Genomic DNA, 24,151 nt, shown 5'->3' with positions numbered 1-24,151 from the left:
TTGACTGCCTGAGCCCCTAGCGGGGCAAATTTCCTGGAACCCGCCATGACCGTCACTGCGCCCTGCCACACCATCACCCTGGAGACCGGCCCCTTCGTCGCGGACGGCACGACCTCGATCCTGGAGGCAGCGCTGGCCCAGGGGATACCCGTGCCCTTCTCCTGTCAGCGCGGGGCCTGCGGCTCGTGCCGCGCCGTGGTCGTGGCGGGCAGCTATGAGCGTATCGCCCCGCCCGCGGACGGCAGCTACCAGACCGCCAGCGACGAGTTGCTGATGTGCCAGTGCCGCGCCGCCAGCGACCTGACGCTGCGCTTCCCGCATTGGCGCGCCCCCGAAGAACCCAGGCCGCCGCGCAGCGCCCGCGTGGCGTCACGCCTGCCGCTGGCGCCGGACGTCACCCAGCTCATCGTCGAGTTGCAGGACGGGGACGACTACGGCTACCTGCCCGGCCAGCATGCCCGGCTGATCCTGGACGGCGGCGCCCGCCGCAACTTTTCGATAGCGAATGCGCCCGGCGCGGCGGGGCCTGCCCGGCTGGAGTTCCACATCCGCCGCATGCCCGGCGGCGCCTTCACCAATGGCATTCTTCCCGGTCTCCAGCCCGGCGACATGCTGACCCTGGACAGCGCGCAAGGCGGCTGCACCTGGCCCGCAGAGATGCCTGCCGGCATCGATCACCTGGTGCTGCTGGCCACCGGCACGGGCTATGCGGGCGTGGCTCCCATCCTTATGGCAGCGTTGCAAAGCCGCGCGCTGAAGACGGTGACCTTGTACTGGGGCGGACGCACGCCGGACGATTGCTACGCCGGGCAGATGCTGGATGCCTTGCAGGGCAAGGGCGAGGGGTTCCAGTGGCATGCGGTGCTGTCCCAGGCCGATAACGCAGATGGCCGGCCCCGCCGCCACGTGCAGGACGCCGCCATCGCCGCGGGCCATGACTGGTCCCGCAGCCTGGTCTACGCCTGCGGCAATCCCGCAATGGTGCAGGCTGCCCGCGACCGCCTGCTGGCGGCCGGCCTGCCCGCCGACCGCTACCGGTCCGAAGCCTTCCACCCCGCAGCCGGGGACGCGGCCAGCGTCGCGCCGCAGCGCGAGGCGCACCCCTGGGAACGCCTCAGTCCGCGCTATACGCTGGCAGGCATCCTGGACGCGCGCCGGCGATCCATGCAGGCGGTGGCGGAAATCGCCGCGCTGATGCGCCCCGGCATGACCACGCGCGAGGCCATCGCCACGGCGGACGAGCACCTGCGTCAAATGGGAGCATCCAACAACTGGCACCCGACCTATGTGCGCTTCGGCCCGGACACGCAATCGCCGCCCGTCCAGCGCACCGACTACGACCGCAAGCTGCAGGCGCACGACATCTTCGTACTGGACATCGGCCCGGTGTGGGACGGCCACGAGGGCGACTACGGCGACACCTTCGTGCTGGGCGCGGATGCGGACCGCCTGCGCTGCGCCGAGGCCGCGCGCGAGGTCTTCCGGCGCGCACGCCTGGCATGGCTGGAAGGCCTGACGGGAGCCGCGCTATACGACCGTGCCTCGGAATATGCACGCGAGCATGGCTGCGAACTGGTGCGCGAGATTCCCGGACACCGGGTATCGGATTTCCCGCATGCGCTGTACGGCAAGCATTTGCTGGCGCAGGCGGACTTCGTGCCCGCCGACGGCATCTGGGTGCTGGAGATCCAGGTGCGCGATGCGCAGCGGCCGATCGGCGCGTTCTACGAAGATGTGCTGCTGCGTTAGGGCGGCGTCCCGATCCAGTCCGGCTAGGCCATGCCCTGGTCGTAGATCACCGGCATCCGCCCCTTCCACCGGTTCCATGTGGCCGCGTCGGTGGCCAGCTCGGCCATGAAGTGCGCCACATGGATGCGGCTTGTCGCCCCTGCGTTGAAGATGGCGCTGCGGGTGGGCGAAGGATGCACCTCATAGCCGGTGGCTGCGGCGCCATCGCGCAGGCTATCGGGCCGGACCACGGCCCACTCGACCATGCCGTCAGCCTGGCCCACTTGCGTGCGCAGATAATCCGAAGCCTGTTCGTTGTCGGCGTGTGGCGGCACTAGCAGACGCACGAACCCGACCACGCATTTCTGGCCGAACGAAACAGGCTCCGCCAGATCGCGGTTGCTGTTGCCCGCCGTGTTCATGAGCACGAATCTGACCGGCGCGTCCGGCCGGTTCGCCCGGATCGCCGTACACAAGCGTCGGGCCGCATCCGCCACCAACCTGCGAGGCGCGCCGTACATGCCCTTCAGGGTCATGTTGTGGCCCAGGCAGGACAGCACCGCTGTGCAGCCGCTGGCGCACCGGGCCATCTCGGCGTCGCCAAGGTCCAGGACGCTGGCCTGTATGAGCGACAGCCTGGCATCGCCGGCGAGGTCCGCAAGCGCGCCGGGAGACCGCAAGATGGCCCGGACTTGCTGCCCGCGATCGAGCAGCTGCCTCACGAGCAGCCGCCCCGTTGCTCCGCTTGCTCCGACCACCAGCACTGCCATCGCCGCTCCGACGGTCATTTCCGTGCTGCGGATTATAGGGGTGGCGCGCCGCCCTAACCGCGCTGGCTCAATGCCCGGCCGATCCGGTGCTTCGATACCGTGGTCTTCGGCACATGGAACGGGAACCAGCTACGCACGTCCTCGTCCAGCCCGATGCCATGCATGTAGTTGTAGATGGCCTTCTTCAGCGCGCGGCCCAGCGCGTCGTGATCCACGCCGGTAGGGTCATGGAAGCCGACGTCGTTCTTGGCGAAGGTGATCGGCGGCAAGGGCTTGAGGGTAACGCCGTATTCCTCGGGGTTCTGCCCCACGGGCGAATGCACTGTACAGGCGAATCGGTGGAAAAAGCCGCTCTGGATGCAGCCATTGTCGAACAGTTGCCGCACGTACTCCAGCGCATCCACGGTATCTTGCACGGTCTGCGTGGGAAAGCCGTACATCAGGTAGGCATGCACCAGGATGCCGGCGTCGGTGAAGGCGCGCGTGACCCGCGCCACCTGATCCACCGAGACCCCCTTCTTCATCAGGTTCAGCAGGCGGTCCGAGGCGACCTCCAGGCCGCCCGATACTGCGATACAGCCGCTGTCGGCCAGCAGTTCGCAGAGTTCGGGGCTGAAGGTCTTTTCGAAGCGGATGTTGCCCCACCATGAAATATCGGTATTGCGCGCAATCAGCTCGGTCGCCAGCGCCTTGAGCGACTTGGGCGGCGCGGCCTCGTCGACGAAATGGAAGCCGGTCTGCCCGGTTTCGCGCACGATGGCCTCGATGCGGTCGGCCAGCACCGCGGCGGATGCGCCTTCGTAGCGGCCGATGTAATCCAGGCTGACGTCGCAGAAACTGCATTTCTTCCAATAGCAGCCATGCGCCACGGTCAGCTTGTTCCAGCGCCCGTCGCTCCACAGCCGGTTCATGGGATTCAGCATGTCCAGCAGCGACAGGTAGCGGTCCAGCGGCAGCCCGTCCCAGGTGGGCGTACCCACTTCGGCAAAGGCGATATCGGGTTCGACCATGTTCACATAGCGCACCGCGCCGCTGTCCGCGTCGCGCAGGAAGGTGCGCACCAGACGCTGGCGCGAGCGTTTGCCCTGCAGGTGTTCCAGGAGCGACAGCAAGGGGCGCTCGCCCGCGTCCAGGGTCACGTAGTCGAAGTAATCGAAGACCCGCGGGTCCTTCAGTTCGCGCAGTTCGGTGTTGACGAAGCCGCCGCCCAACACGGTGACGATGCCGGGATCGTGCGCCTTGATGGTCTGGGCGATGCGGAAGGCGGCATAGACCGCGCCGGGGAACGGTACGGAAAGCAGCACCACGGTGGGCGTGTGGCGGGCCAGCGCTTCCGCGGTCAGGCTGCGCAGCATGTCGTCCACCAGCGTGGGCGGCGCCGCCAGCGCCTGGGCCAGCGGGTCGAACGTGGGCTGGCTGCCCGCCAGCGACTCGGCATAGCGCACGAACTCGAAGCGCGGATCCACCGCGTCCCGCAGCACGTCGGCCAGGTCGTTCAGATACAGCGTCGCCAGGTGCTTGGCGCGGTCATGCAGGCCCAGGGCGCCGAAGGCCCAGCCCAGCGGATCGCCGCCGTCTTCGTCCAGATACGCGTCCAGCGAGCTGAAGCGCGGCCCCTCGGGCAGGAAATGGCGGCCGACGATGCGGTGCGCCAGCGTCGAATCGCGGCCCTGCAGGAAGGCGATCACCGGCCCGATGGTCGCCAGGTAGCGCGCCTGCTGCGCCACGAAGGACTGGACCGCGGGACTGTGCTTGTTCGCCGGCAAGGCGGCGACGCGTTCCGCCACGGCGCGCAGGCCGTCGGCCGACAGCAGGCGCAGCACCAGGGCCAGCGCCAGGTCTTCCTGGAACGAGGTCACGTCGCGCGACCGCAGAAAGCCGGTCAGGTAGGCGGTGGACGGGTACGGAGTATTGAGCTGCGTCATCGGCGGAATGACCGACAGCACGCGTAGAGGCAAAGAGGACATGAAACACGGCAAGATTGCCGTCGAAGCGGGGATCGGGGCCATTATAGGCAGCGCGGCGGGACCGGCCCCGCCGGCCGGACTAGGCCCGACGGGTTGCGCCGGACACGGACCTCAAAGATCGCCGAGCACGCGGGGATCGAATCGCCAGCGGTGGCTGCCATTCACGCAGCACACCGCCATCGTCTCCTTATGGCGCTTCGGACCGATCTCCCTGAGCTTCAATTCCCCATCGCATACCGGGCACTGGCCGCCAATCTCTGTGTAGAAAACCTCGCCGGCGCGATTGGCCTCCAGGCTGCACATCATTAAAAACCGCGAGTAGCGCATGCGATTCAGGTCACGCCCCGTGTCCAGGCTGATGAGGCTCAGGAAAATCAGGATGAACCACCACGTCGACATCCCCCAGGCGTAGACGCCCAGGGCGGTGATCGCCAAGCCTGCCGCGCCGGCAGCCAACAGCCAGACCGTCTTGACGGGCTTGCCGCGCAGCCGCAGGGGCACAATGTGGTAGCGCTGGAATGCTTCAGCCCAGCTGCCGCGAGAGGCCGCGGCAGCTGGCGGACTGGCGGCGGGCTGCGGATTCACGGCCGGCTGCGGACTCGTCACCGCTGGCGGCGTCTGGTCCGTCGAAAAACTGCCGGTGTCCGATGCGAAGATGTTCTTGCTGGGCATGTTGCCCAGCACTCTTGCGCATTCGTCGCATACGCTGTTCTTGCCCTTGTGGGCGGCTCCGCATCTAGAGCAATGCACGCTATCCCCTCGCAGTCGAAACTTTAATCCGGCACCATTATTACCATTATTCTTGGGTTCCCGCCGCAACCCGTCCCGCCAGCAGTCACCTCATGCGCAACCGATCAGACCCATTCGCCCCGCCCCCGAAACAACGGACCGTCCGCCTCAATTCGCTGCTCTGGATCCTGGAACCGCTGGAGCGCGATGCCGGCTACCTGCGCCGCAAGATGTTCGGCTGCGATGCGGCGTATCTGGACGGCCTGCTGTATCTGGTCGCGGCCGATCGCGAGGATCCCTGGAGCGGCCTGCTGGTCTGCACCTCGCGGGAGCGCCATGAGGCGCTGTTGGCGGAGTTCCCCGCCCTGCGCGTGCATCCGGTGCTGGGGAAATGGCTGTACCTGCCCCAGACCGACGAGGACTTCGAGACGACCGCAGCGCTGATGGCGCGGCTTGCGCTGGCGCGGGATCCGCGGATGGGGGTGGCGCCCAGGCCCAGGTCGCGGCGCCGGACCTGATCCGCGCCGGCTGCGGTCAGCAGTTCACCGCGCTTGCGGCGGCACCCGCCAGTTCCACCCGGTTCCCGCCCAGCGCCTTGGCCTGATACAACGCCCGGTCGGCCGCGGCCAGCGCGTCGGCCAAAGGCGGAACCTTGTCCTCGAACTGCGCCAGCCCGACGCTGACCGTGGCCGGTATGCCCAAGCTGTCGTCCCGCCCGGACACCGTCACGGCGAAGCGTTGCGCCACGGCCGCGCCCAGCACCGTGGCGCGGCGCGCGTCGGGGCCGGACAGCAGCGCGGCGAACTCTTCGCCGCCGATGCGGGCAAGCAACACATCGTCGCCCAACACGCAACGCGCGCTATCCGCGAAGAATTTCAACACCTGATCGCCCGTCTGGTGGCCGTACCTGTCGTTGATGGCCTTGAACTGGTCCAGATCGAAGGCCAGCACCGCAACCGGTCCGCGCCCTGCCCCGCCCTCGATGATGCGTGCGCCCTGTTCGAAGTACCAGCGGCGATTGCCCAGGCGGGTCAGATAGTCCGTCTGCGACTCTCGCAGCAGCTGGCCATGGGTCTCCTCGCGGATCAGTTTGAGCAGCGTCATCGGCAGCACGATCGAATACAGCACGCCTTCGTACATGGTGAGGGTGCTGGCGGTCAGGTGTATGGCCGGCCCGTGCTCCGCCACCCACCACGGCAGGATGAAGGCGCGCGCGGCGTAGACCAGTGCGTGGATGGTTACCGCCGCCGTTGCGATGCGCAGCGGCGTCAACGACCTGAGCGACTGGCAGCGCAGCAGTTCCCAAGCGGTCACGCCGCTGACCAACGCGATCGGGAATGCACTGATGTACTTCCAGACCAGGTCCTCCCGCTGGGTGCCGGCCGCCAGCCAGATCAGCGCCATGACGACCAGCAGGCCAATGGAAGCGCCGCGGTGGCGCCTGCCGCTCAATGAGGCCGCGCCGTTCATGAGGAGGAGATAGCCGCTGAGGACGATGAGATTGGCGACGGCCGAGCCCAGCGGGCTGGGAAGCCTCGCGCGAAACAGCGCGACAGTGCAGCCCACGGCCAGCGTGGCGAAACCCGCCGCCAGGATGCGCAATGATCCGCTGCGGCTGGGATGGGTCCGATGCTCCCAGAACGTCAGGCCTGCACTGGCGAGCAGCGTTCCGATAATGATGAAGTAAAGGGTGAGGAGATCGACGTACATCTTGAACGCGTGGGTATCGCGCCGCAGCAATCGCCGCGGCCAGCAAGAATTCTACGTGGGAAATGCCTCATGGAAACATAGCGTAACTACTGTCACAAGCCGTGTTGCGCATCATGCAACACCGGACCTCGCAGTCATCTCGGGAAACGAAAGAATCCGTGCAAGTGGCAAATTTGCCACTCATCTACAATCCGGGGCGGTGCCGATTGCCAACTGCAATCGGGCAGTAGCTCACAGGTAGTAATGACGCGCGCGAAGACACCCGCTTCCAAGAAGAGAAGTCCCCCAAGCAGATCCAAGGCCCGGGCCGGATCCCGATCCAGCGGCCGTTTCCCCCGATTCCTGAAGGCCCTGCTGTTCTCGTCGCTGGCGAGTTTCGGCGCGGCCACCTATATGCTGAATCCGCAGTGGCGGATTCCGGCGCCGGTGCAGGAAGTCATCACGCGCCTGGGCTGGCCGCAGCAACGCCAGCCCGCGGCGCCCGTGGCGGTGCCGACCGCAGCGCGGACAGGGGCGCCTGTTCAAACGATGTTTGCCGAATGCCGGCAGTTCTTTCCGCATTCGCGCCCGCCGGAAGTCCCGGGCGGCCAGAAGCTGCGGGAGGTGTGCTTCTCGGCCTTCGCCATCCTGCACGACGGGCAGACCAAGACGCCGGTATTCGTGGCGGAACGCCTGAATCGCCAGATGCTGACCCAGGCCCAGGGCATGCGCCGCACCGACAAGTTCTACGCCGAAGCGCGGCTGCCGCGCGCCGAGCGGGCCGAGCTGGACGACTACCGCGGCTCCGGCTATTCGCGCGGCCACATGGCGCCGGCAGGCGATATGTCCACGCCGGAGGCGATGGCGCAGAGCTTCTCGCTGGCCAACATGGTGCCGCAGGACCAGATTCACAACGGCGGCGCCTGGAGCAGCATCGAACAGGACACGCGCAAGTACGTGATGCGCGCCGCGGGCGACGTGTACGTCTTCACCGGCCCCGTCTATGCCGACAAGCCCAAGACCATAGGCGCGGGCGTGGCCGTGCCCACCTACATCTACAAGGTCGTGTACGACGCGACCACGGGACGCTCCTGGGTCCATTGGCAGGCCAACGCCGCCAGCACCAAAGCCGGGCCGCCCATCAGTTACGAGGAATTCGTCAAGCGCACCGGACTGCACGTGCTGCCGGCCGGAGGCTGAAGCGCGCGCCGGCAGCCTCAGCCATTCAACTGGTAGATCTGTATCAGGTTGCCGCAGGTGTCCGAGAAGATCGCGATCGTCACCGGACCCGCGGCGGTCGGATCTACCGTGAAGACCACGCCCTTCTGCTTCAGGCGTTGCGCTTCGGCCTGGATGTCGGCGCTTTCAAAGGCGGTGACGGGGATGCCGTCATTCCTGAGCGCGGTCTGGTAGGCGCTGGCCGCCGGATGGCCGTTGGGCTCCAGCACCAGCTCCAGATCGTCCGGTCCCTCGGGCGAAACCACCGTGATCCAGCGCGCGCCGCCCGCGGGAAAATCCTGCTTCTTGATAAAGCCGAGCACCTCGGTGTAGAAGCGCAGCGCCTTGTCCTGATCGTCGACAAATATGCTGTTCAGCTTGATCCTCATCGTCTCTCCTTATGCCTGGACGCAAAATCCGGCATGACCATGGCCGGGCCGCAAAAGCCCCAGCATGGCTCAAGGCCGGCGCCGCGTCTTCTCGAAAATTGCGATAGCGGCTGGTCCGCCCATCAGCAACAGGCATGCCGGGGGATGCGGCGTCCAGTCGGGGATATGGACGACTTGGCGCAGACTGCGCTGGTATTGCGCGGGCGAGACCCCGATCCTGCGCGCGAACAGCGCGCTGAACGAGCCCAGGCTGCTGTAGCCCAGTTCCAGGCACACGTCGGTCACGGCGTGGCCATGCGCAAGCAGCCGCTGCGCGGCCGCCAGTCTTTCCCGCGTGCGGAACTGGTGCGGCGTTTCGCCGAACGCGGCCTCGAAGCGGCGGATGAAGTGAAATGGGGACATGCTCGCTTCGCGCGCGGCATCCGCGACCGAAACCTGCGCGGACCGCAGCTCCGCGAGCAAGTCCCGCGCGCGGCACAGCCGGGAAAACGCCCTGTGATCCGGACTGGCGGGCAATCGCACTGTCTGCGCTCCGTGGCGTATCGCAATCAGTGCATGTTATCCAGCTAGCGGCACCCGCACAGCGGCGCGGGCTCACTGGCGTTCGTAGTATTCCACCTCGATGCGGTCCGCGCTGAGATAGCCGCAGAGATTGGCCGGGAAGCGCGCCCGGCTGCATGCGGAATAGGCGTTTCCGTACAGCACCGCGGTCTGGAGGAAATTGCGGCTGAGCGCCGTGCTGTCGGTCTGGATGGTACGGACGAGTTCGGCTTGCATCTGCTCGCTCGCCGTGCGCATTGGCCGCAGGATTTCCGCCTCGAACTTGCGCGCCACGCGCAACTCCGCATCGCTCGCCGGGACGCTGGAATGCTCGGGGTCATAGGCGTCCAGCAAGTCATTCGGCGCCCGTCGCGCGCAATAGAACGCCTGGTAGTACGGCCCCGTCGCGGGCCGTTTCAGCCGCGCCTGCGCCAGGTAGTTCAACGACGGCACGTGCGAACTCCAGGAAATCAAAGTGCTGGTCGTGCCAGGCTTCACCGTGCTCACGTACACCGCCATGCAGGCGCCCAGTGGCTCGCGCCTGGATTGCAGATAAGCCAGCTTCGCAGCGGCATAGCGGTCGCTGTAGCGCAGCACGTCCTCGTAGTTGCCGCTGAGATAGCTGCCTATGATGGCGCCTTGCACCGCCCAATTGCAGTAGCCATCGATGGACCGCCCGTCCTGGCAATACGTTGCCAATGCGCGCTGCATGCCAGGCCCCATCGCCTGAAAGCCCTGGTCCAAGGCGCTGGAATAGGCCTTATACAAGGCTTCGCTCCGTTCCGTTCCCAAACCCAGCGGCGCGCCCAAGGTCGAAGACGCCAGCACGGCCGCCATGACCGACGCGAACAATGACATATCGCTTCTCCTGTTGGGTGCGTGAAAGCCGGCTTACTGGCGCTCGTAATAATCGACCTCGATGCGGTCGGTGCTCAGGTAGCCGCAGAGGTTGGCCGGGAAACGCGCCCGGCTGCATGCCGCATACGCGTTTCCGAACAGGACGGAGCGTTTGAGCAGGTGACGGCGGCCCGCCGCGCGGTCTTGATCGGCGGTCTGGAGGAGTTCCGCGTGCAATTGTTCATTCGCGACGCGGAACGGCCGCAGAATCTCCGCCTCGAACTTGCGCGCAACACGCACTTCCGCCTCGCTGGCCGGCACGCTGGAATGTTCAGGGTCATAGTCCTCGAACAGATTGTTGGGCCCACGGCGCGCGCAGTAGAACGCCTGGTAATAGGAGCCGCTCGCGGGCAGCCTGAGCTTGGTCTGAGCGAAGTAGACCAGGGACGGCAAAAGAGCGTCCCAGGAGGCCGTAATCCTGCTCGTGCGTGGATTCACCACTGCTGCGTTCAAGGGCATACAGGCGCCGGCCGGAACGCGGTTGGCGCCCAGGTAGGCAAGCATGGCCGTTGCGTACCGGTCGCTGTAGCGCAGCACAGCCTCGTAATTGCCGCTGAGATGACTGCCTATGATGGCGCCGTGCTCCACCATGCTGCAGTAGCCGTCGATGGACAGCCCGTCCTGGCAGTAGGTTGCCAGCGCGCGCTGCATGCCAGGCCCCATCGCCTGAAAGCCCTGGTCCAAGGCGCTGGAATAAGCCTTGTACAAGGCTTCGCTGTTTCCCATTCCCGAGCCCTGCGGAGCGCCCAGGGTCGAAGACGCCAGCACGGCCGCCATGACCGACGCGAACAATGACATGTCACTTCTCCAGCTGGGTGGCCGAAAGCCGGCTGCGGTCGCGCGCGCTCAGCACGGTATCGGGATAGCGGTAGGCCCAGCGGCCGTCCTTGCATTGGTAGACGCGTCCGCCGTACACGACGGTCGACCCTTCGCTGTAATAGTTCAGATGCGCGGCATCCGAGGGCCGCGTGAAGTACTCGCAGGCCTGGCCGGCGTAATCGAGCCCCGGGTCCTTGGCCCCGGCCTTGGCTGAAGCCGGAGGGTTCGGCGCGTCGGCGGGCGCATTGCGGGGCTTGTCGCGGCTGGCGGAACCGCTACCCCACGGATTCAGCGCGGGATCGGCGCCATAGCGCTCCTTGATCCGGTCGCGATTCCGCTGATAGTCGGCCTCTTGCTGCTTCGCCCGGGCCTGGGCCGCCGCGCGCTGCGCCTCCTCGTACTGCTGACGCAGGCGGTCCTGCGCGTCCTGATCGAGCAGCGCGCCGTCCTGCTGGTCGGAACTGCGCAGATAATCGCTCAGCGCCTTTTGCGCCGCATCGATGGCGGCGCCGGTGTTGTTGCTGCGCGAGGACGATGAGGAGCGCGACGTGCCGGTGGCCTCCATGGCCTGTCCGGGCCCCGCATGAGCCGCGGCGCCGCAGCCCGCAAGCACGACAAACGCCATCAGGCGAACCGCGAGCGTGGCCATGGCAAAAGCTCCCCGAGCAAGATAGCGCAAGCACTTGCCACCCTCGGGACGAACCATGCGGATGGCTGCCCCGGCGCGGCGCTTCCATGATAGATCGCGCGGTTCCCGCCGGAATCAGCCAAAAGGAGGAATCCTCCCCCTACCCCCGCCGCGCGGCCTCGATGGCCGCGATGTCGATCTTGCCCATGGTCATCATCGCGTCGAACGCGCGCTTGGCGATGGCAGGGTCGGGGTCCGAGATCGCTTCGATCAGCACGCGCGGCGTGATCTGCCAGGACAGGCCCCACTTGTCCCGGCACCAGCCGCATTCGCTTTCCTGGCCGCCATTGCCGACGATGGCATTCCACAGGCGGTCGGTCTCGGCCTGGTCCTCGGTGGATATCTGGAAGGAAAAGGCCTCGCTGTGCTTGAAGGCCGGGCCGCCGTTCAGGCCCACGCAGGGGATGCCTGCCACGGTGAACTCCACCGTCAGCACGTCGCCCTGCTTGCCGGAAGGATAATCCCCCGGCGCGCGCAGCACCTTGCTGACGGCGCTGTCGGGAAAGGTCCGGGCATAGAACTGCGCGGCTTCCAGGGCGTCGCGGTCGTACCAGAGGCAAATCGTGTTTTTGCTGGGCATGCTCGTACTCCTCTTCAGTGACAGGCGCGCCGACGTGCCGGCCCGATGCGCTGGCGCTATGAAACGCCAAGCTGGCTAGCCGCATTGAAGAAACGTCGGCGCGTCGCCGACGGCGTTTCTCCGAAAAGCGCTCGATAGCGAGTCAGCGCGTAGTTGGAATAGGGATAGCCTTGACGTTCGAAAATTTCCGCAATGGACCATTCGCCCGCCACAGCGCTGGCCAAGGCGGCGTGAACCGCATGCAACTGCCGCAAGTGCAGATACTGCGTCGGACTCAAGCCAAAGCAATGACGAAAGAACGTCCTCAATGATCGATCGCCCACGCTCAGCCCATCGTAGCCGGCGCTCTTCCGTCCATCGCCGTCCATCGCCCGGAAAAGCGTCAAGGTCGCGTTGCACAATTCGTGCAAGGAAACCCCTGGTCTTCCACCAGGCGCCGGCCGCGGACGGCGGGAAAAGACCATGGTTGCGATCGCATTTTCGATCAGCACGCGGCCGGCTTCGCCAGGCATTCTCGAGTCCGCCGCACAAAGAGCGGCCTGCTGCAAGGCCGCGATGTGCGCAGGACTGGCGGTCAATACACTGGTGGTACGGGACCAGTAGCGCAAGATCCCGCCGACTTCGTCATCGGCCTGCAACAAGGGCGACGACAGAGGAATCGCGATGGTCACCCAGCTATTCGGACCGTCGGCGCGAAAGACGAAGCCTCGGCCAGGCGCAAGGACGGCAAGCTTGTCCGGCCCCAATGCGACGCCGTTCAGCCAGGCCGAAGCCGATCCGGCATCGGATATCAGAAACATGAAATGCGTGGCCGCCACCGCGGCTTCACACAGATTCGGCACGGCTTCAATTCCGCGTTGGACAGTGATCCCGCCAACGTCCGCGTGCCCCAATCGCCAGCCTCCGTCTTGTGGCCCGAGCAGACGCACTTTCAGGTCTACGTCAACCACCGCGGCTTCGTACTCTCCGAACGATCCGAACTGGAACAGCTCCATCGAGACCCTCGCAACTTTCTGACGAGTTATTGCCGAAATTAGCATGGACTTGTAATCGAGTCACTAGTGAAAATGGCGTCTCCCGCAAGCAGTCTGGCAGTCCCCGACAGGAGCGCAGAATGAAGCATGGTGTCGCAATTCTCTCGTTTCTTTGCCTGAATCTTGCGACGGGCGCCCCGCCCGCCGTCGGTGCGCCGCAGGCGCCAGCCGGCAAAGCCGCGCTGGCCCTGCCGGCGCCTGACATCGCCATGCACCCGGAGTACGCGAAGGCGATAGGCCGCTATGCCTACATCTGGGGCTGGCCCATGGTGAACATGCAAAACCGCAGCGATCGGATCACCAAGGCGCCCCGCCCCGGCCTGCTGGGCGGCATTCTTCCTGTGGCACCACGCGGCCAGGCCGGCATGTTGCACGATTACATCGCCCCGCAAGAGACTTTCGTCACCTGCCCCAATCAGGACGTGGTGTACGGCCTGGGCTTCTTCTCGCTGGACGAGGAACCCGTGATCGCCCAGGTTCCCGACTTCGGCGATCGCTTCTGGGTTTACGCGCTCTACGACCAGCGCACCAACCAGTTCGGCGAACTGGGCAAGCCTTACAAGAGCAAGCCGGGCTTCTATCTGCTGGTCGGCCCCAACTGGAAGGGCAAACGGCCCGCAGGCGTACAGGGTGTCATCCGCAGTCCAACCGCGCTGGCCAATGCCATCCCGCGTATTTTCATGGATGACACGGCACAGGATCGCAAAGCCATACAGGACAAGATAAACCAGGTCGTGTTCTATCCGCTGAAGGATTTCGACGGGAAGATGAAGACCATAAACTGGAAGAACACACCCGATATCCCGAACCCTCAGGCCGAGAGCGCCAGCTCAGGAGAAACGCGCTGGGTAATCCCCGAGACATTCTTCGACCAGTTAGGCAAGGTGCTGGACACAGTCCCGCCGCTGCCAGGCGAGGAGGCCATGTATGCCCAGTTCCGTTCCGTGCTGGCCGCGGCGGCGCGCGATCCGGCAATCAAGGAGGCGCTGCTCCAGACCGCCAAGGAAACCGAAGAGCAAGTCATAGCGCCCTTCTTCCAGTGGAAGCACAATGGGCGCCCTGCCGGCAACAACTGGAACCGGTCCGTCAACAATGCCCAGACGGGTCTGGACTATTTCAACCGGACCGGCACCTCCAAGTCGAACATGTTCGACAACCGGCCTAGCGAAACCCAGTATTTCTATACGGACTTCGACGCGGCCGGCGCGCAGCTCGATGGCAGCCAACGCTACGAAATCACTTTCCCCAAGGGCCAGCTGCCGCCCGTCAAGGGCTTCTGGTCCCTGACGCTCTACAACAAGCTGCATCTCTTCAGCCCGAACGAACTCAAGCGCTATTCGCTCGGTACCAAGAACAAGGACCTCGCCCGCAATGCGGATGGTTCCTTGACTCTCTATGTGGGACCGACCTCTCCTGGCAAGGACAAGGAGGCCAACTGGCTGCCCTCGCCCAAAGAGCCCATCTCGCTCTACATACGCGCGTACTGGGGCCAGCAGGCCATACTCGACGGCAGCTGGAAGCCGCCGCAAATCAAGAAGATGGATTGACGGCCCGGACCGGCGCAGCGCCGGTCCGCCCCTCTTCCACCTCGTCATGTCGTGCGCGGGAGCGTTCCCGCACCCTCACCAGGAGTTCATTCATGCGCGCCCAACCCCGATTCAAGCTGTTGGCGGCCGCGTTGCTTGCCGCCTTTTGCGCTGGAACCAGCGCAGCCCAGGAACAAGCAGCCATCTCGCCGCTCGTCAGGCAAATCAACAATGGCAACTGGCTCGACCAAAAGGAGGCCGAAGGCCTGCGCGACGAGCTCTACTACCAACGCGCCATTCACGCCTACATGACGATGCTGCCGGCGCTCAACGTCATCGGCATGCGCGATGGCTCCGAGAAGGCGTTCGGAGCCGGCTACAACGTGCTGCCGATCTGGAAGGAGCGCATGGACGCCAAGACCATGGTGCCCACGCCCAACGCCGACGTCATCTATTCCATGAGCTACCTGGACCTGAAGAAGACCGGCCCGCTGGTGGTCAAGGCGCCCCCCAACGTCATCGGCATGTTCACCGACTTCTTCCAACGCACCATTACCGACGTGGGCGCCATCGGCCCTGACCGCGCACGCGGCGGCCTGTATCTGCTGTTGCCGCCGGACTATGACGGCCACATTCCCAGCAGCTACTTCGCCTTCAAATCGCCGACCTACAACGTGTTCCTGTTCTTCCGCACGGTCATGGCGAAGGGCGACGGCAAACCCGACCCCGCCCCCGCCGTCAAGGCGGCGGAAACCACTCGCGTCTATCCGCTCTGGGCAGAGGAAAAAAACATCAAGCCCATGGAGTTTCCGGATGCCAGCGGCAAGCGCGTGGACATGATGTATCCGGTGGACCGTCAGTTCTGGCAGAAGCTCAAGGACTTCGTCGACTACGAGCCCGTGTCCGCCATCGATCCCGAACTGCGGGGCGTGCTGGCGTCCATCGGCATCGTCAAGGGTCAACCCTTCGAGCCGACCCAACGGCAGCAGGACATGCTGCAGAAAGCCGTGGAGACCGCGCCTAGGATGATATTGGCGCTGCGCCAGTTGGGGCGGGAGGATGGACGCAACCTCTACTATAAGGACCGTCAATGGGAACGGGCCTGGGCGGGCGGCACGGCCGAATGGATGCAGGAAAGCTATCTGGACGTGAACCAGCGCGCCGGCTTCTTCCAGTATGCCTATTCGTCCGCCCCCGCGATGGTCATGCGCACCACGGGCGCGGGTTCGAAATACCCCTACACCGCCCGGGATGCCGCCGGGAATTTCCTGCATGGATCCAACACCTACAAGCTGCGGCTGCCGCCCAACGCGCCGGCGGCCTTGTTCTGGGCGGTCACGGCCTATAACGTGACTGACGGCACCATGCCGGAAACCAGGCAGCTGATGCCCTCCACCAACGGCTATTACGACATCCCCAAGCAGGCGGACGGTTCCGTGGAAATCTGGTTCGGGCCGGACAAGCCCGAAGGCACGGCGGACGCCGCCTTCATTCAGACCATCCCGGGGCGCGACTTCCTGGTCGCGCTGCGGCTGTACGGCGCGGAAGATGCGTTCTACGACCAGACCTGGAAGCCGGACGACATCATCAAGGTGAAATAGGCATAAGGGCGCGCCGGCATCGACGTAACACGAATTCCCAGGCCTGATGGCATCAGGCCGTCCGTGTTGGCGGCAACTCACATTTTTCTCCGGTAAATCAACGGCGGATCGCCATTCCCGGCGTCAGCTCTTGCGGCCCGCCCCCAGCCCATTTATCTTTGCAGACTAAACGCAGTCGATACACCAACACGCATGGAATATTGCACGGAGTCTCGATGAGCCCTCGGTCTAGCCACGCAGGCCTGCGCAAGCGCAAAATCGGCCTGCTTGCAGTGCTGGTCGTCCTGGCCGTGCTGAGCGTCGCCGTCGGTTTTTCCAACGCCATGTACTCCAGCTACCAGGTACAGAAGGCGCAGATCATCAAGAATGCGCTGGCCGCCAACCACGCGCGCGCCGAGAAGCTGGCCGAGGTCATCGACGTCTACATTGCCGCCTTGCATCGCCAGGCCCGCAATGCCGCCGGCCAACTCGCTGCCTCCATGGGAAAACCGCAAGCGCTGCAGAACGAATTGCAGCGCCTGGCCGGCCAGGTCGACTCGCTGCACGCGGTCATGCTGGCCGACGCCGAAGGCCGTATCGTTGCCCGCTCGCCTACGGGCCAGCTTGCGGATGCAAAGATCCTCCGCCTTGCCGATCTGGGCGTGAGCGCCCCAGGCTCGGGCGCCTGGGTGACGGAGATACCCGGGGCGCAGGCCGCGGTGCTTACCGTGGCCGAACCCGTGGAAGACGCGGCCGGCGCGCCCCAGGCCTATCTGGCCATTGCCATCACGCTGGATGCCGGCAGCGGCATGGACCGGATCATCGGCGACCGGGACGAAATCGCCGGCATGTCGGTGTTCCTGGTCGGCAGCAACGGCGACGTGCTGTACCGCCGGCACGCCGCGCCCGACACGCTCGATCTGGCCAGCATCGAATCGGCCCGGAACGTCGGCGCCGCCCTGCATCCGAAGGCGGACGGCGGCGCCGTATTGACCGGCTACGCGCCCTTGCCCAAGGGCAATTGGGCGGTGGTGGCGCAGCGTACGCTGGATCAGGTACTGTCGCCGCTGCGCGAATTGCTGGGGGATGCGCTGCGCTCCGCCATCCCGGCCATCGCGCTCACGCTATTGCTGGTGTGCGGCCTGGCCTATGCCATCGCATCGCCGCTGTCGCGCCTGACGCGCGCCATGACCGCAGGCAAGTCGGGCGACGTGGACCTCGCGCGGCTCAACGCGTGGTACGCCGAGGCCGACACGTTGCGCGAGGCCGTCCGATCGACGCTGGACCAGCATCAGGACGAAGTGGGACGCCTGAACACCCAGGCGCTGACGGATCCGATGACCGGTCTGCTGAACCGCCGGGCCATGACCGAGGTGCTGAACGCCTACGCGGCAGACGGCGCATCCGTGGCGGTCATCGCCATGGATCTGGACCACTTCAAGCGCATCAACGACAGCTTCGGCCACATGACGGGCGACAAAGTGCTGATCGCGCTGACCGAGGTGATCCGCGCCGGCCTGCGCGACCAGGACCGCGCCTTCAGGGTGGGGGGAGAAGAATTCATCGCCCTGTTGCCCACCGGTTCGGCTGAAAAGGCTTGCGAGGTTGCCGAACGCCTGCGCACGGCCGTGGCCCGCCGTCTCATGCCGGACAGCGTGGGCCGCGTGACGATATCCATCGGCGTCGCGCTCTGGCCGCAAGACGGCGAGTCCGCTTCCGAAGTCATACGGCGGGCTGACGAGGCCCTGTACGCGTCCAAGCAGGCGGGGCGCAACCGCGTCACGCTGTGGCGCGACCAGGCCCAGGCTGTGCCGCCGTACCCGACCAACCGCAATTGAACGCGTGGTGACCTGATGAACTATTCCCTTCTGCTGGCGGGTCTGGCGGTCCTGTTCTTCGCGCTGCTGCTGCTTGCGATGCGCATCGGCAAGCGCCTGGGCCATCGCGCCGACGACAAGAGCGGCGCCGGCGCCGCCGCCATCGAGGCGTCCGTGTTCGCGCTGCTGGGCCTGCTGGTGGCTTTCACGTTCTCGGGCGCGGCACAGCGCATGGCCGAGCGCCGCAACCTCCTGGTGCTCGAGGTCAACGCCATCGGCACGGCCTGGCTGCGGATCGACATGCTCAATGCCGCGGACCAGCCCAAGCTGCGCGAGCAGTTCCGGCGCTACGTGGACGGGCGCATCGAATACTACAGCCACGTTTCCGACCTGGGCCAGCGCGAAGCGATCGCAGGCCGGGTAGGCGCGCTGCAGAAAGAAATCTGGACCACGTCGATGAGCGCCGCCCGCAATACCGTGCCGCCCTTCGCGGCGTCGTACATCGGCGCGGTCAATGACATGTTCGACGTGTCCACCGCCCAGACCGTGGCGCAAAAGGTCCATCCCCCCGTCGCCACCTACGCGTTCCTGGTGTTTCTGGCGCTGGTGTGCGCCTGCCTCATCGGATCCAAACTGGCGGTCGCCCAGCGCGACAGCATGCTGCACCAGCTGGTCTATGCGGTGGTCATGACGGCGGCGATCTACATCATCGTGGATTTCGAATTTCCGCGGATAGGAACCATCCGCATCGACCAGAGCGACGCTCTGCTGGCAGCCCAGCGCCAATCCATGGTTGACCCGCCTGCCGCGGCCCCGTAGATTGCCTGACGCCCCAAGGCTGGCTGCCGCCATTGGACACGCATTCGTTCCGGAGATGACATGCCCCTGCCCCTGAGCATGGCGAAACGACATATGGGCTGGCTGCTTGCCCTGCTGGCCTGCGCAGCGGCTGCTCCCGCCCTGGCGCAGCAAGGCTTGCGCCTGAGCAAGGACGATCTGCAAAAGCGCGCCAACGGCGTGCTGGCCATCATGTCGTTCTCCATCGTGCCCGACATCACGACCAGCGCCCTGAACATCGGCGCCGGCACTGGATCGGTCTCCGGGTCCAGCGAATTCTCCATGTCGCAGCTGGGCGGCGGCGACACCATTTCCAAATCCGTGCCCATCTACCTTGAAGGCGTGCTGGCCTGGAGCCGCTACGATCCGACTTTCGTCGCCACGCAAGGGGCGGAGTCTCGCACCGTCCCCACCAAGTGGAACAGCGTATCCGCCACGGGCGGCATCGGCTGGGACTTCAAGCTCACGGACGAACTGAAACTGCGCCCCATCTTCAATTTCGCGCTGGGCAATGTCACCAGCGACCTGCGCGCGGCCAGCTGGTATGTGGGACGCCAGACTGGCAAGGACATCGATTTCCTGGACAAGGGTTCGCTCAACGCCTACGGCCTGGGCGGCTCGCTCATGTTGGATTACGAGCACTACCGACCCGGCTACGAGGTCGACGTGGAGCTGCGCTATTCGGACCTGCGCCTGCAGAGCTTCGACAGCTCCGCGGCCGTGCAAGGCCATGCCACGGCGCAATCGGCCAATCTGTGGGCGCGCTACCGCGCCCCCACGGGATTCGTCATGCTGCAACGGCCGCTGCGCTACGTGCTGGAACTGACGCACTCGGAGTTCCTTGGCGACCAGCGCGGCATCCTGGGCTTCGACCGGCTGACCTCGGTGGGCGCCGGCCTTGAGCTGGACTCCAGCGCCTACAACATGATCATCACCCGCACCCGGCTGGTGGGCCGCTATGTGTTCGGCAACAACGTGTCGGGCTTCTCGGTGGGCCTGGCGGTAAGTTTCTGAGCCGGCCGCCGGCGGAATTGCGCCGGATTTGTTACTCCCCCCTCTCTGCCCGGCGATGCCAGACTGTTTCCAGGCCGCCGAGCAGCCAGTCTGCGCGCAGACCCTTGCGCCAGGGCGCCGGCCCGCGATAAGGAGGTAGGAAATCATGACTGCATCAAGCAATGGCACCCCCATGCGCACGCCCCCGGTCGTCTCGCCCCAGGACTGGGAAACCGTCCGCCAGCAGTTGCTGGTCAAGGAAAAAGCCCACACCCGCGCCCGCGACGCGCTGGCCGCCGAACGCCGGCGCATGCCTTGGACGGAAGTGGCCAAGACCTATGTGTTCGAGGGCCCCTCGGGCACGCTCGCCCTGCCCGACCTGTTCGATGGCCGCCGCCAACTGATCGTCTACCGCGCCTTTTTCGAACCGGGCGTGTACGGCTGGCCGGAACATGCCTGCCGCGGCTGCTCCATGGTGGCGGACCAGGTCGCTCATCTGGCGCACCTGAACGCCCGCGACACCACGCTGGTCTTTGTTTCCCGCGCGCCGCAGGCGGACATCGCGCGCTTGAAAGCGCAGATGGACTGGAAAATGCCCTGGTACACGCTGACCGACGGCTTCGATGCCGACTTCGGCGTGGACGAGTGGCATGGCACCAATGTGTTCTATCGCGACGGCGGCCGCATTTTCCGCACCTACTTCCTCAATAACCGCGGCGACGAGCAGATGGGCGGCACCTGGAACTACCTGGACATCACGCCGCTGGGGCGCCAGGAAGTCTGGGAGGATTCGCCCGAGGGCTATCCGCAGACGCCGACCTACAAGTGGTGGAACTGGCACGACAGCTATGTGCCGGACGCCGCGCCCGACAGGAAATGGGTCGAGATTTCCGATGCGGGCGAAGCCGCCTTCCGGGCGCAGAGCGCAGCCGCCAAACAGTGAGTGGGCGGGGGGCATGGACTGGCGCGGCGTCTGGCGGTATTCATTGGTAATGCAAATAACCAATGGATACACAAGCTCAAACAACAGCAATTATCGGGGTCCGATGACCATGCTAAGTTATGCGCCCGCCGACCCTCGGCCCAGGCGCATCCCTGGCGGCGTCCCCGTCAGGTTGCCCGGACCGGGCGGCCGCGCCCTCCTACCCTTACTTGACGAGAACCATGCACAAGAACCTCGAGCGCGACACCCCCATCGCCCTGGGAAAAAAGCGGATGTCCAGCCTGCTGCTGGCGGCAAGCCTGGCCATGGCCGCGGCTGTGCCGACGATGGCTGCGGCCCAAGTGAGGGCGCATCAAGGCGCTTCTGCCCCGACCGCTGCGGCTCCGGCCGCGGCCGCGCCCTCGGGTTCGGCGCAGAAGACCGACATCCAGAACCAGGCCGCCTACGAGCGCCTGATGAACAACAGCGGCATCACGCTGCAATGGCTCTGGTCCGCCCAGCGCGGCCACCTGACCGCGACGGATGAAAACGACGTGGTCCGCATCGAGGGCACTCAGGCCAACCACGAAGGCACGCTGAAGATCAAGGGCGATATCGTCTCCATCGCCAGCGACCGCTTCATCTTCCGCGGCACGATCCTGATCCTGGACGCGCCGGACAAGGGCCGGCGCTGCGAGCGCAACGGCGAATTCGAGTTCCGCGCGACCGGCAAGCGCAAGTACTGGCGCCTGCAGCAGATGGAAGCCTGCGGCGGGCTGACGGACTACGTGGACGTGTATTACTGAGCCAGCCTGCAAGAAGGCTATGCTTGCGGATGCATGCCGGCGGCCTCCCCACCCACAGCCGCCGGTCCCCACGCGCCGCGCGGCATACACAAGGAGGCTCGCATGATTACAGAAACGGACAAGAAGCACCTGGCGCGCTGTATCGAACTCGCCAGACAGGCGCTGGAAGCTGGCGACGAGCCCTTCGGCTCGGTCTTGGTCTCGCCCGACGGCGAGGTCCTGTTCGAAGACCACAACCACGTCTCCGGCGGCGACCGCACGCGGCATCCGGAATTCGAGATCGCGCGTTGGGCCGCCAGCAATGTGCCGGCGGCCCAACGCGCCGCCTGCACCGTCTATACCTCGGGCGAACACTGCTCCATGTGCGCGTCGGCGCATGGCTGGGTCGGATTGGGCCGCATCGTCTATGCCAGCTCCTCCGCGCAATACCGTGAATGGCTGCGGGAATGGGGTGTCGCCCCCACGTCCAAGGTGCGGCCGCTGGCCATCGCCGAGGTCGTGGACGGCATTCCCGTCGAAGGACCGGTGCCGGAGTTCGCCGAACAGGTCAGGCTGCTGCACCAGGAAAGAATGCGGCGCCGGCCCTAGGCGGCGGCGCCTTGCCTGGATCGCGGTTACCGCCCGTCTCAATCGTCAGCAGCAATCCGCAGTATTCTCGCTGCACCGCATTATGAACAGGACTCCCGCATGCCCTCTGCCCTGACCAAGTGGCTCACCAGCATTGCGTTCGGCCTGCTCGTCGCCTGGGCCAGCGGCGGCGTCGTCAATCCGGTCATGCAGCACGCGTTCGGGCTGGCGGACTTGACTGGGCTTGCCTACATGGCAGCGCTGGACAAAATGCTGATCACGACGGGCATCGTGTCGCTGCTGATAGGCTTGGCGCTCGTCGCGGCGCTGGTCCGCATTCCCAATTTCCGCCGCCTGATCGGCTGGGGCTGCGCCATGCTCGGCCTGGCCGTCCTGCTGAACCTGCTCGGCGCCCTGCTTGCAATGGAACCCGGCATCTTCAATCCGGCCACCGGCGGCAAGCAGGCGGCCAACGACGCCTATACGGCGCTGTTTTTCTGGGCGCTGATTTTCGGCTTGCCTTATTTGGGGGCCGGCCTGGCGCTGACCATAGGCGGCTGGGTCCTGATCCGCAAGAATCCCGGCCCCGGCGCCGCCAAGCCGGCATGACACGGGTGCCACGCCCCCTTACAGTGTGAATTTACCGGGAGCCTTGGCGGCTCCCCTCCCTCTTTCTTTTCGTCCTACTCGCTCCATGTCCAACCTCATCGTCCACGGCGGCACCCCATTGCGCGGCCGCGTCATCCCTTCGGCCAACAAGAACGCGGTCCTGCCGGTGCTGTGCGCCACCCTGCTGACGGACCAGCCGCTGCGGCTGCACGGCGTGCCCGACATCACCGACGTGCGCAAGATCCTGGACATCTTCCGCACCCTGGGCAGCGAGGTGCGGCTGGACGAGTCCACCCGCACCCTGGACCTGCACCACCGCGACACCGCCTTCGACGCCGCGCGCCACCGGCTGCCCGAGGAAATGCGCTCGTCCATCATGCTGGTGCCGCCGCTGCTGGCCCGCTTCGGCGTGGCGCGGCTGGAAGACAACGTCAAGGGCTGCACCCTGGGTGTGCGCGAGATCGACCCGCACGTGGACATCTTCCGCTCCTTCGGCGGCGAAGTGGAGCGCGCCAGCGGCTCGCTGCTGGTCCGCAGCAGCGGCCCCCTGAAGCCGACCCACCACTGGCTGGACTATGCCTCGGTGACGACCACCGAGAACTTCGTGCTGTGCGCCGCCGCCGCGCAGGGCGAATCGACCCTGACCAACGCCGCCTCCGAGCCGCACGTGCAGGAGTTCTGCCGTTTCATGGCGATGATGGGCGCGGACATCGACGGCATCGGCACCTCGCGGCTGACGGTGCGCGGCGGCGCCCGCCTGGGCGGCGGCGAATTCACCTTCGAGGAAGACTTCCACGAGATCACCACCTTTCTCGCGCTGGGCGCGATCACGGGCGGCGACGTGGTGGTGCGCAACAGCACGCCCGCGAACTTCCCGCTGATCGACCGCACCTTCGCCAAGTTCGGCGTGCAGATCGTGCACGAGAACGGCTGGTCGCGCGCGCTGCGCTCGGGCCCGCTGAAGGTGCAGACGCCCTTCACCAGCAATGTGCTGACCAAGGTCGAGGCGGCGCCGTGGCCCTATTTCCCGGTGGACCTGCTGCCCATCTTCATCGCGCTGGGCGTGTGCGCCGAGGGCAACGCCATGTTCTGGAACAAGGTCTACGACGGCGCGCTGGGCTGGGCCGGCGAACTGTCCAAGTTCGGCGCGCACGTGTTTTCGTCCGATCCGCACCGCCTGATCACGTTCGGCGGCCGGCCGCTGACGCCTGCAGTGGTCGAAAGCCCCTACATCATCCGCGTCGCCATCGCCCTCTTCATGATCGCCAGCAGCATCGACGGCCGTTCGGAAATCCGCAACGCCACGCCGATCCGCCGCGCCCATCCGCGCTTCGTCGAGAACCTGCGCAGCCTCGGCGTGCAGGTGGAATGGACCAGCGAGGAGTAAGCTTTCCAGATACGCACGCCACGGCGCGCAAAACGGGAGCGGGCCGACCGGCTCCCGGC

24 protein-coding genes are annotated in these 24,151 nt (G+C 65.8%); 13 read left to right on the top strand and 11 right to left on the bottom strand.

Annotated elements, in window-relative coordinates; genetic code table 11:
* Positions 1–45: 45 nt before the first annotated feature.
* The gene (locus IAG39_RS13610) at positions 46–1,749 is read left to right on the top strand and encodes an NAD(P)H dependent flavin oxidoreductase family protein (RefSeq protein WP_118932128.1); all 1,704 of its coding nucleotides are present in this window, start codon (positions 46–48) and stop codon (positions 1,747–1,749) included.
* A gap of 23 nt (positions 1,750–1,772) precedes the next feature.
* Here IAG39_RS13610 and IAG39_RS13605 read toward each other — a convergent pair whose 3' ends face one another.
* The 3 genes from IAG39_RS13605 to IAG39_RS13595 form a co-directional block, all read right to left on the bottom strand.
* Positions 1,773–2,498 (bottom strand): NAD(P)-dependent oxidoreductase, encoded by a 726-nt coding sequence (locus tag IAG39_RS13605; protein WP_118932186.1) that lies wholly within the window; start codon positions 2,496–2,498, stop codon positions 1,773–1,775.
* A 53-nt stretch (positions 2,499–2,551) separates the two neighbouring features.
* A complete protein-coding gene (locus IAG39_RS13600) occupies positions 2,552–4,465 on the bottom strand; it encodes a B12-binding domain-containing radical SAM protein (protein WP_187523946.1) in 1,914 nt (637 codons plus the stop codon).
* A gap of 111 nt (positions 4,466–4,576) precedes the next feature.
* Positions 4,577–5,137 (bottom strand): hypothetical protein, encoded by a 561-nt coding sequence (locus tag IAG39_RS13595; protein WP_124260350.1) that lies wholly within the window; start codon positions 5,135–5,137, stop codon positions 4,577–4,579.
* A gap of 170 nt (positions 5,138–5,307) precedes the next feature.
* On the opposite strand from IAG39_RS13595, the gene IAG39_RS13590 reads away from it, so the two are divergent.
* Positions 5,308–5,712 carry a hypothetical protein gene (locus IAG39_RS13590; RefSeq protein ID WP_059373323.1) on the top strand — a complete coding sequence of 135 codons (405 nt, stop codon included), beginning with the start codon at positions 5,308–5,310 and terminating at the stop codon, positions 5,710–5,712.
* Positions 5,713–5,728: 16 nt separating this feature from the next.
* Here the strand turns inward: IAG39_RS13590 and IAG39_RS13585 are convergent, their stop codons facing one another.
* Positions 5,729–6,904 carry a sensor domain-containing diguanylate cyclase gene (locus tag IAG39_RS13585; protein ID WP_118932184.1) on the bottom strand — a complete coding sequence of 392 codons (1,176 nt, stop codon included), beginning with the start codon at positions 6,902–6,904 and terminating at the stop codon, positions 5,729–5,731.
* 243 nt (positions 6,905–7,147) lie between these two features.
* Here IAG39_RS13585 and IAG39_RS13580 point away from each other — a divergent pair, with 243 nt between their 5' ends.
* A complete protein-coding gene (locus tag IAG39_RS13580) occupies positions 7,148–8,083 on the top strand; it encodes a DNA/RNA non-specific endonuclease (RefSeq protein WP_118932126.1) in 936 nt (311 codons plus the stop codon).
* Positions 8,084–8,100: 17 nt separating this feature from the next.
* On the opposite strand, the gene IAG39_RS13575 is transcribed toward IAG39_RS13580, so the two are convergent.
* The 7 genes from IAG39_RS13575 to IAG39_RS13545 form a co-directional block, all read right to left on the bottom strand.
* Positions 8,101–8,490 (bottom strand): VOC family protein, encoded by a 390-nt coding sequence (locus IAG39_RS13575; RefSeq protein WP_118932125.1) that lies wholly within the window; start codon positions 8,488–8,490, stop codon positions 8,101–8,103.
* A gap of 69 nt (positions 8,491–8,559) precedes the next feature.
* Positions 8,560–8,892 (bottom strand): helix-turn-helix transcriptional regulator, encoded by a 333-nt coding sequence (locus IAG39_RS13570; RefSeq protein WP_118932183.1) that lies wholly within the window; start codon positions 8,890–8,892, stop codon positions 8,560–8,562.
* A 192-nt stretch (positions 8,893–9,084) separates the two neighbouring features.
* Positions 9,085–9,888 (bottom strand): hypothetical protein, encoded by an 804-nt coding sequence (locus IAG39_RS13565; protein WP_118932124.1) that lies wholly within the window; start codon positions 9,886–9,888, stop codon positions 9,085–9,087.
* Between the two features lie 33 nt (positions 9,889–9,921).
* The gene (locus IAG39_RS13560; protein ID WP_059373329.1) at positions 9,922–10,725 is read right to left on the bottom strand and encodes a hypothetical protein; all 804 of its coding nucleotides are present in this window, start codon (positions 10,723–10,725) and stop codon (positions 9,922–9,924) included.
* Between the two features lies 1 nt (position 10,726).
* Complete coding sequence (locus IAG39_RS13555; RefSeq protein WP_059373331.1) at positions 10,727–11,395, bottom strand: hypothetical protein; 669 nt, start codon at positions 11,393–11,395, stop codon at positions 10,727–10,729.
* A 139-nt stretch (positions 11,396–11,534) separates the two neighbouring features.
* Positions 11,535–12,014, bottom strand: coding sequence for a VOC family protein (locus tag IAG39_RS13550; protein ID WP_059373333.1), 480 nt, complete (start codon positions 12,012–12,014; stop codon positions 11,535–11,537).
* A 56-nt stretch (positions 12,015–12,070) separates the two neighbouring features.
* Positions 12,071–13,009 carry an AraC family transcriptional regulator gene (locus tag IAG39_RS13545; RefSeq protein ID WP_165867805.1) on the bottom strand — a complete coding sequence of 313 codons (939 nt, stop codon included), beginning with the start codon at positions 13,007–13,009 and terminating at the stop codon, positions 12,071–12,073.
* Between the two features lie 119 nt (positions 13,010–13,128).
* Between IAG39_RS13545 and IAG39_RS13540 the strand changes: the two genes are divergently transcribed.
* From IAG39_RS13540 to IAG39_RS13495, 10 genes are all read left to right on the top strand, one after another.
* Positions 13,129–14,595 (top strand): DUF1254 domain-containing protein, encoded by a 1,467-nt coding sequence (locus tag IAG39_RS13540; RefSeq protein ID WP_118932122.1) that lies wholly within the window; start codon positions 13,129–13,131, stop codon positions 14,593–14,595.
* Positions 14,596–14,687: 92 nt separating this feature from the next.
* The gene (locus IAG39_RS13535) at positions 14,688–16,175 is read left to right on the top strand and encodes a DUF1254 domain-containing protein (protein WP_118932121.1); all 1,488 of its coding nucleotides are present in this window, start codon (positions 14,688–14,690) and stop codon (positions 16,173–16,175) included.
* Positions 16,176–16,390: 215 nt separating this feature from the next.
* Positions 16,391–17,992: a sensor domain-containing diguanylate cyclase gene (locus IAG39_RS13530; protein ID WP_118932120.1), complete on the top strand. Its 1,602-nt coding sequence runs from the start codon at positions 16,391–16,393 to the stop codon at positions 17,990–17,992.
* Between the two features lie 15 nt (positions 17,993–18,007).
* Positions 18,008–18,790 (top strand): hypothetical protein, encoded by a 783-nt coding sequence (locus IAG39_RS13525; RefSeq protein WP_118932119.1) that lies wholly within the window; start codon positions 18,008–18,010, stop codon positions 18,788–18,790.
* 60 nt (positions 18,791–18,850) lie between these two features.
* The gene (locus tag IAG39_RS13520; protein WP_165867804.1) at positions 18,851–19,822 is read left to right on the top strand and encodes a hypothetical protein; all 972 of its coding nucleotides are present in this window, start codon (positions 18,851–18,853) and stop codon (positions 19,820–19,822) included.
* 145 nt (positions 19,823–19,967) lie between these two features.
* On the top strand, positions 19,968–20,744 hold the full coding sequence (locus IAG39_RS13515) for a DUF899 domain-containing protein (RefSeq protein ID WP_118932118.1): 777 nt from the start codon (positions 19,968–19,970) through the stop codon (positions 20,742–20,744).
* A gap of 221 nt (positions 20,745–20,965) precedes the next feature.
* A complete protein-coding gene (locus tag IAG39_RS13510) occupies positions 20,966–21,529 on the top strand; it encodes a hypothetical protein (protein ID WP_118932117.1) in 564 nt (187 codons plus the stop codon).
* A 102-nt stretch (positions 21,530–21,631) separates the two neighbouring features.
* Positions 21,632–22,117, top strand: coding sequence for a nucleoside deaminase (locus IAG39_RS13505; protein WP_118932116.1), 486 nt, complete (start codon positions 21,632–21,634; stop codon positions 22,115–22,117).
* Positions 22,118–22,216: 99 nt separating this feature from the next.
* On the top strand, positions 22,217–22,705 hold the full coding sequence (locus IAG39_RS13500; RefSeq protein WP_118932115.1) for a hypothetical protein: 489 nt from the start codon (positions 22,217–22,219) through the stop codon (positions 22,703–22,705).
* A gap of 85 nt (positions 22,706–22,790) precedes the next feature.
* Complete coding sequence (locus IAG39_RS13495) at positions 22,791–24,092, top strand: UDP-N-acetylglucosamine 1-carboxyvinyltransferase (protein WP_059373348.1); 1,302 nt, start codon at positions 22,791–22,793, stop codon at positions 24,090–24,092.
* Positions 24,093–24,151: the final 59 nt, after the last annotated feature.

Source organism: Achromobacter xylosoxidans, from assembly GCF_014490035.1.
Classification (GTDB): domain Bacteria; phylum Pseudomonadota; class Gammaproteobacteria; order Burkholderiales; family Burkholderiaceae_B; genus Achromobacter; species Achromobacter bronchisepticus_A.
The sequence above is the reverse complement of the archived record's forward strand: the minus strand, read 5'-3'. Positions and strand labels throughout refer to the sequence as shown.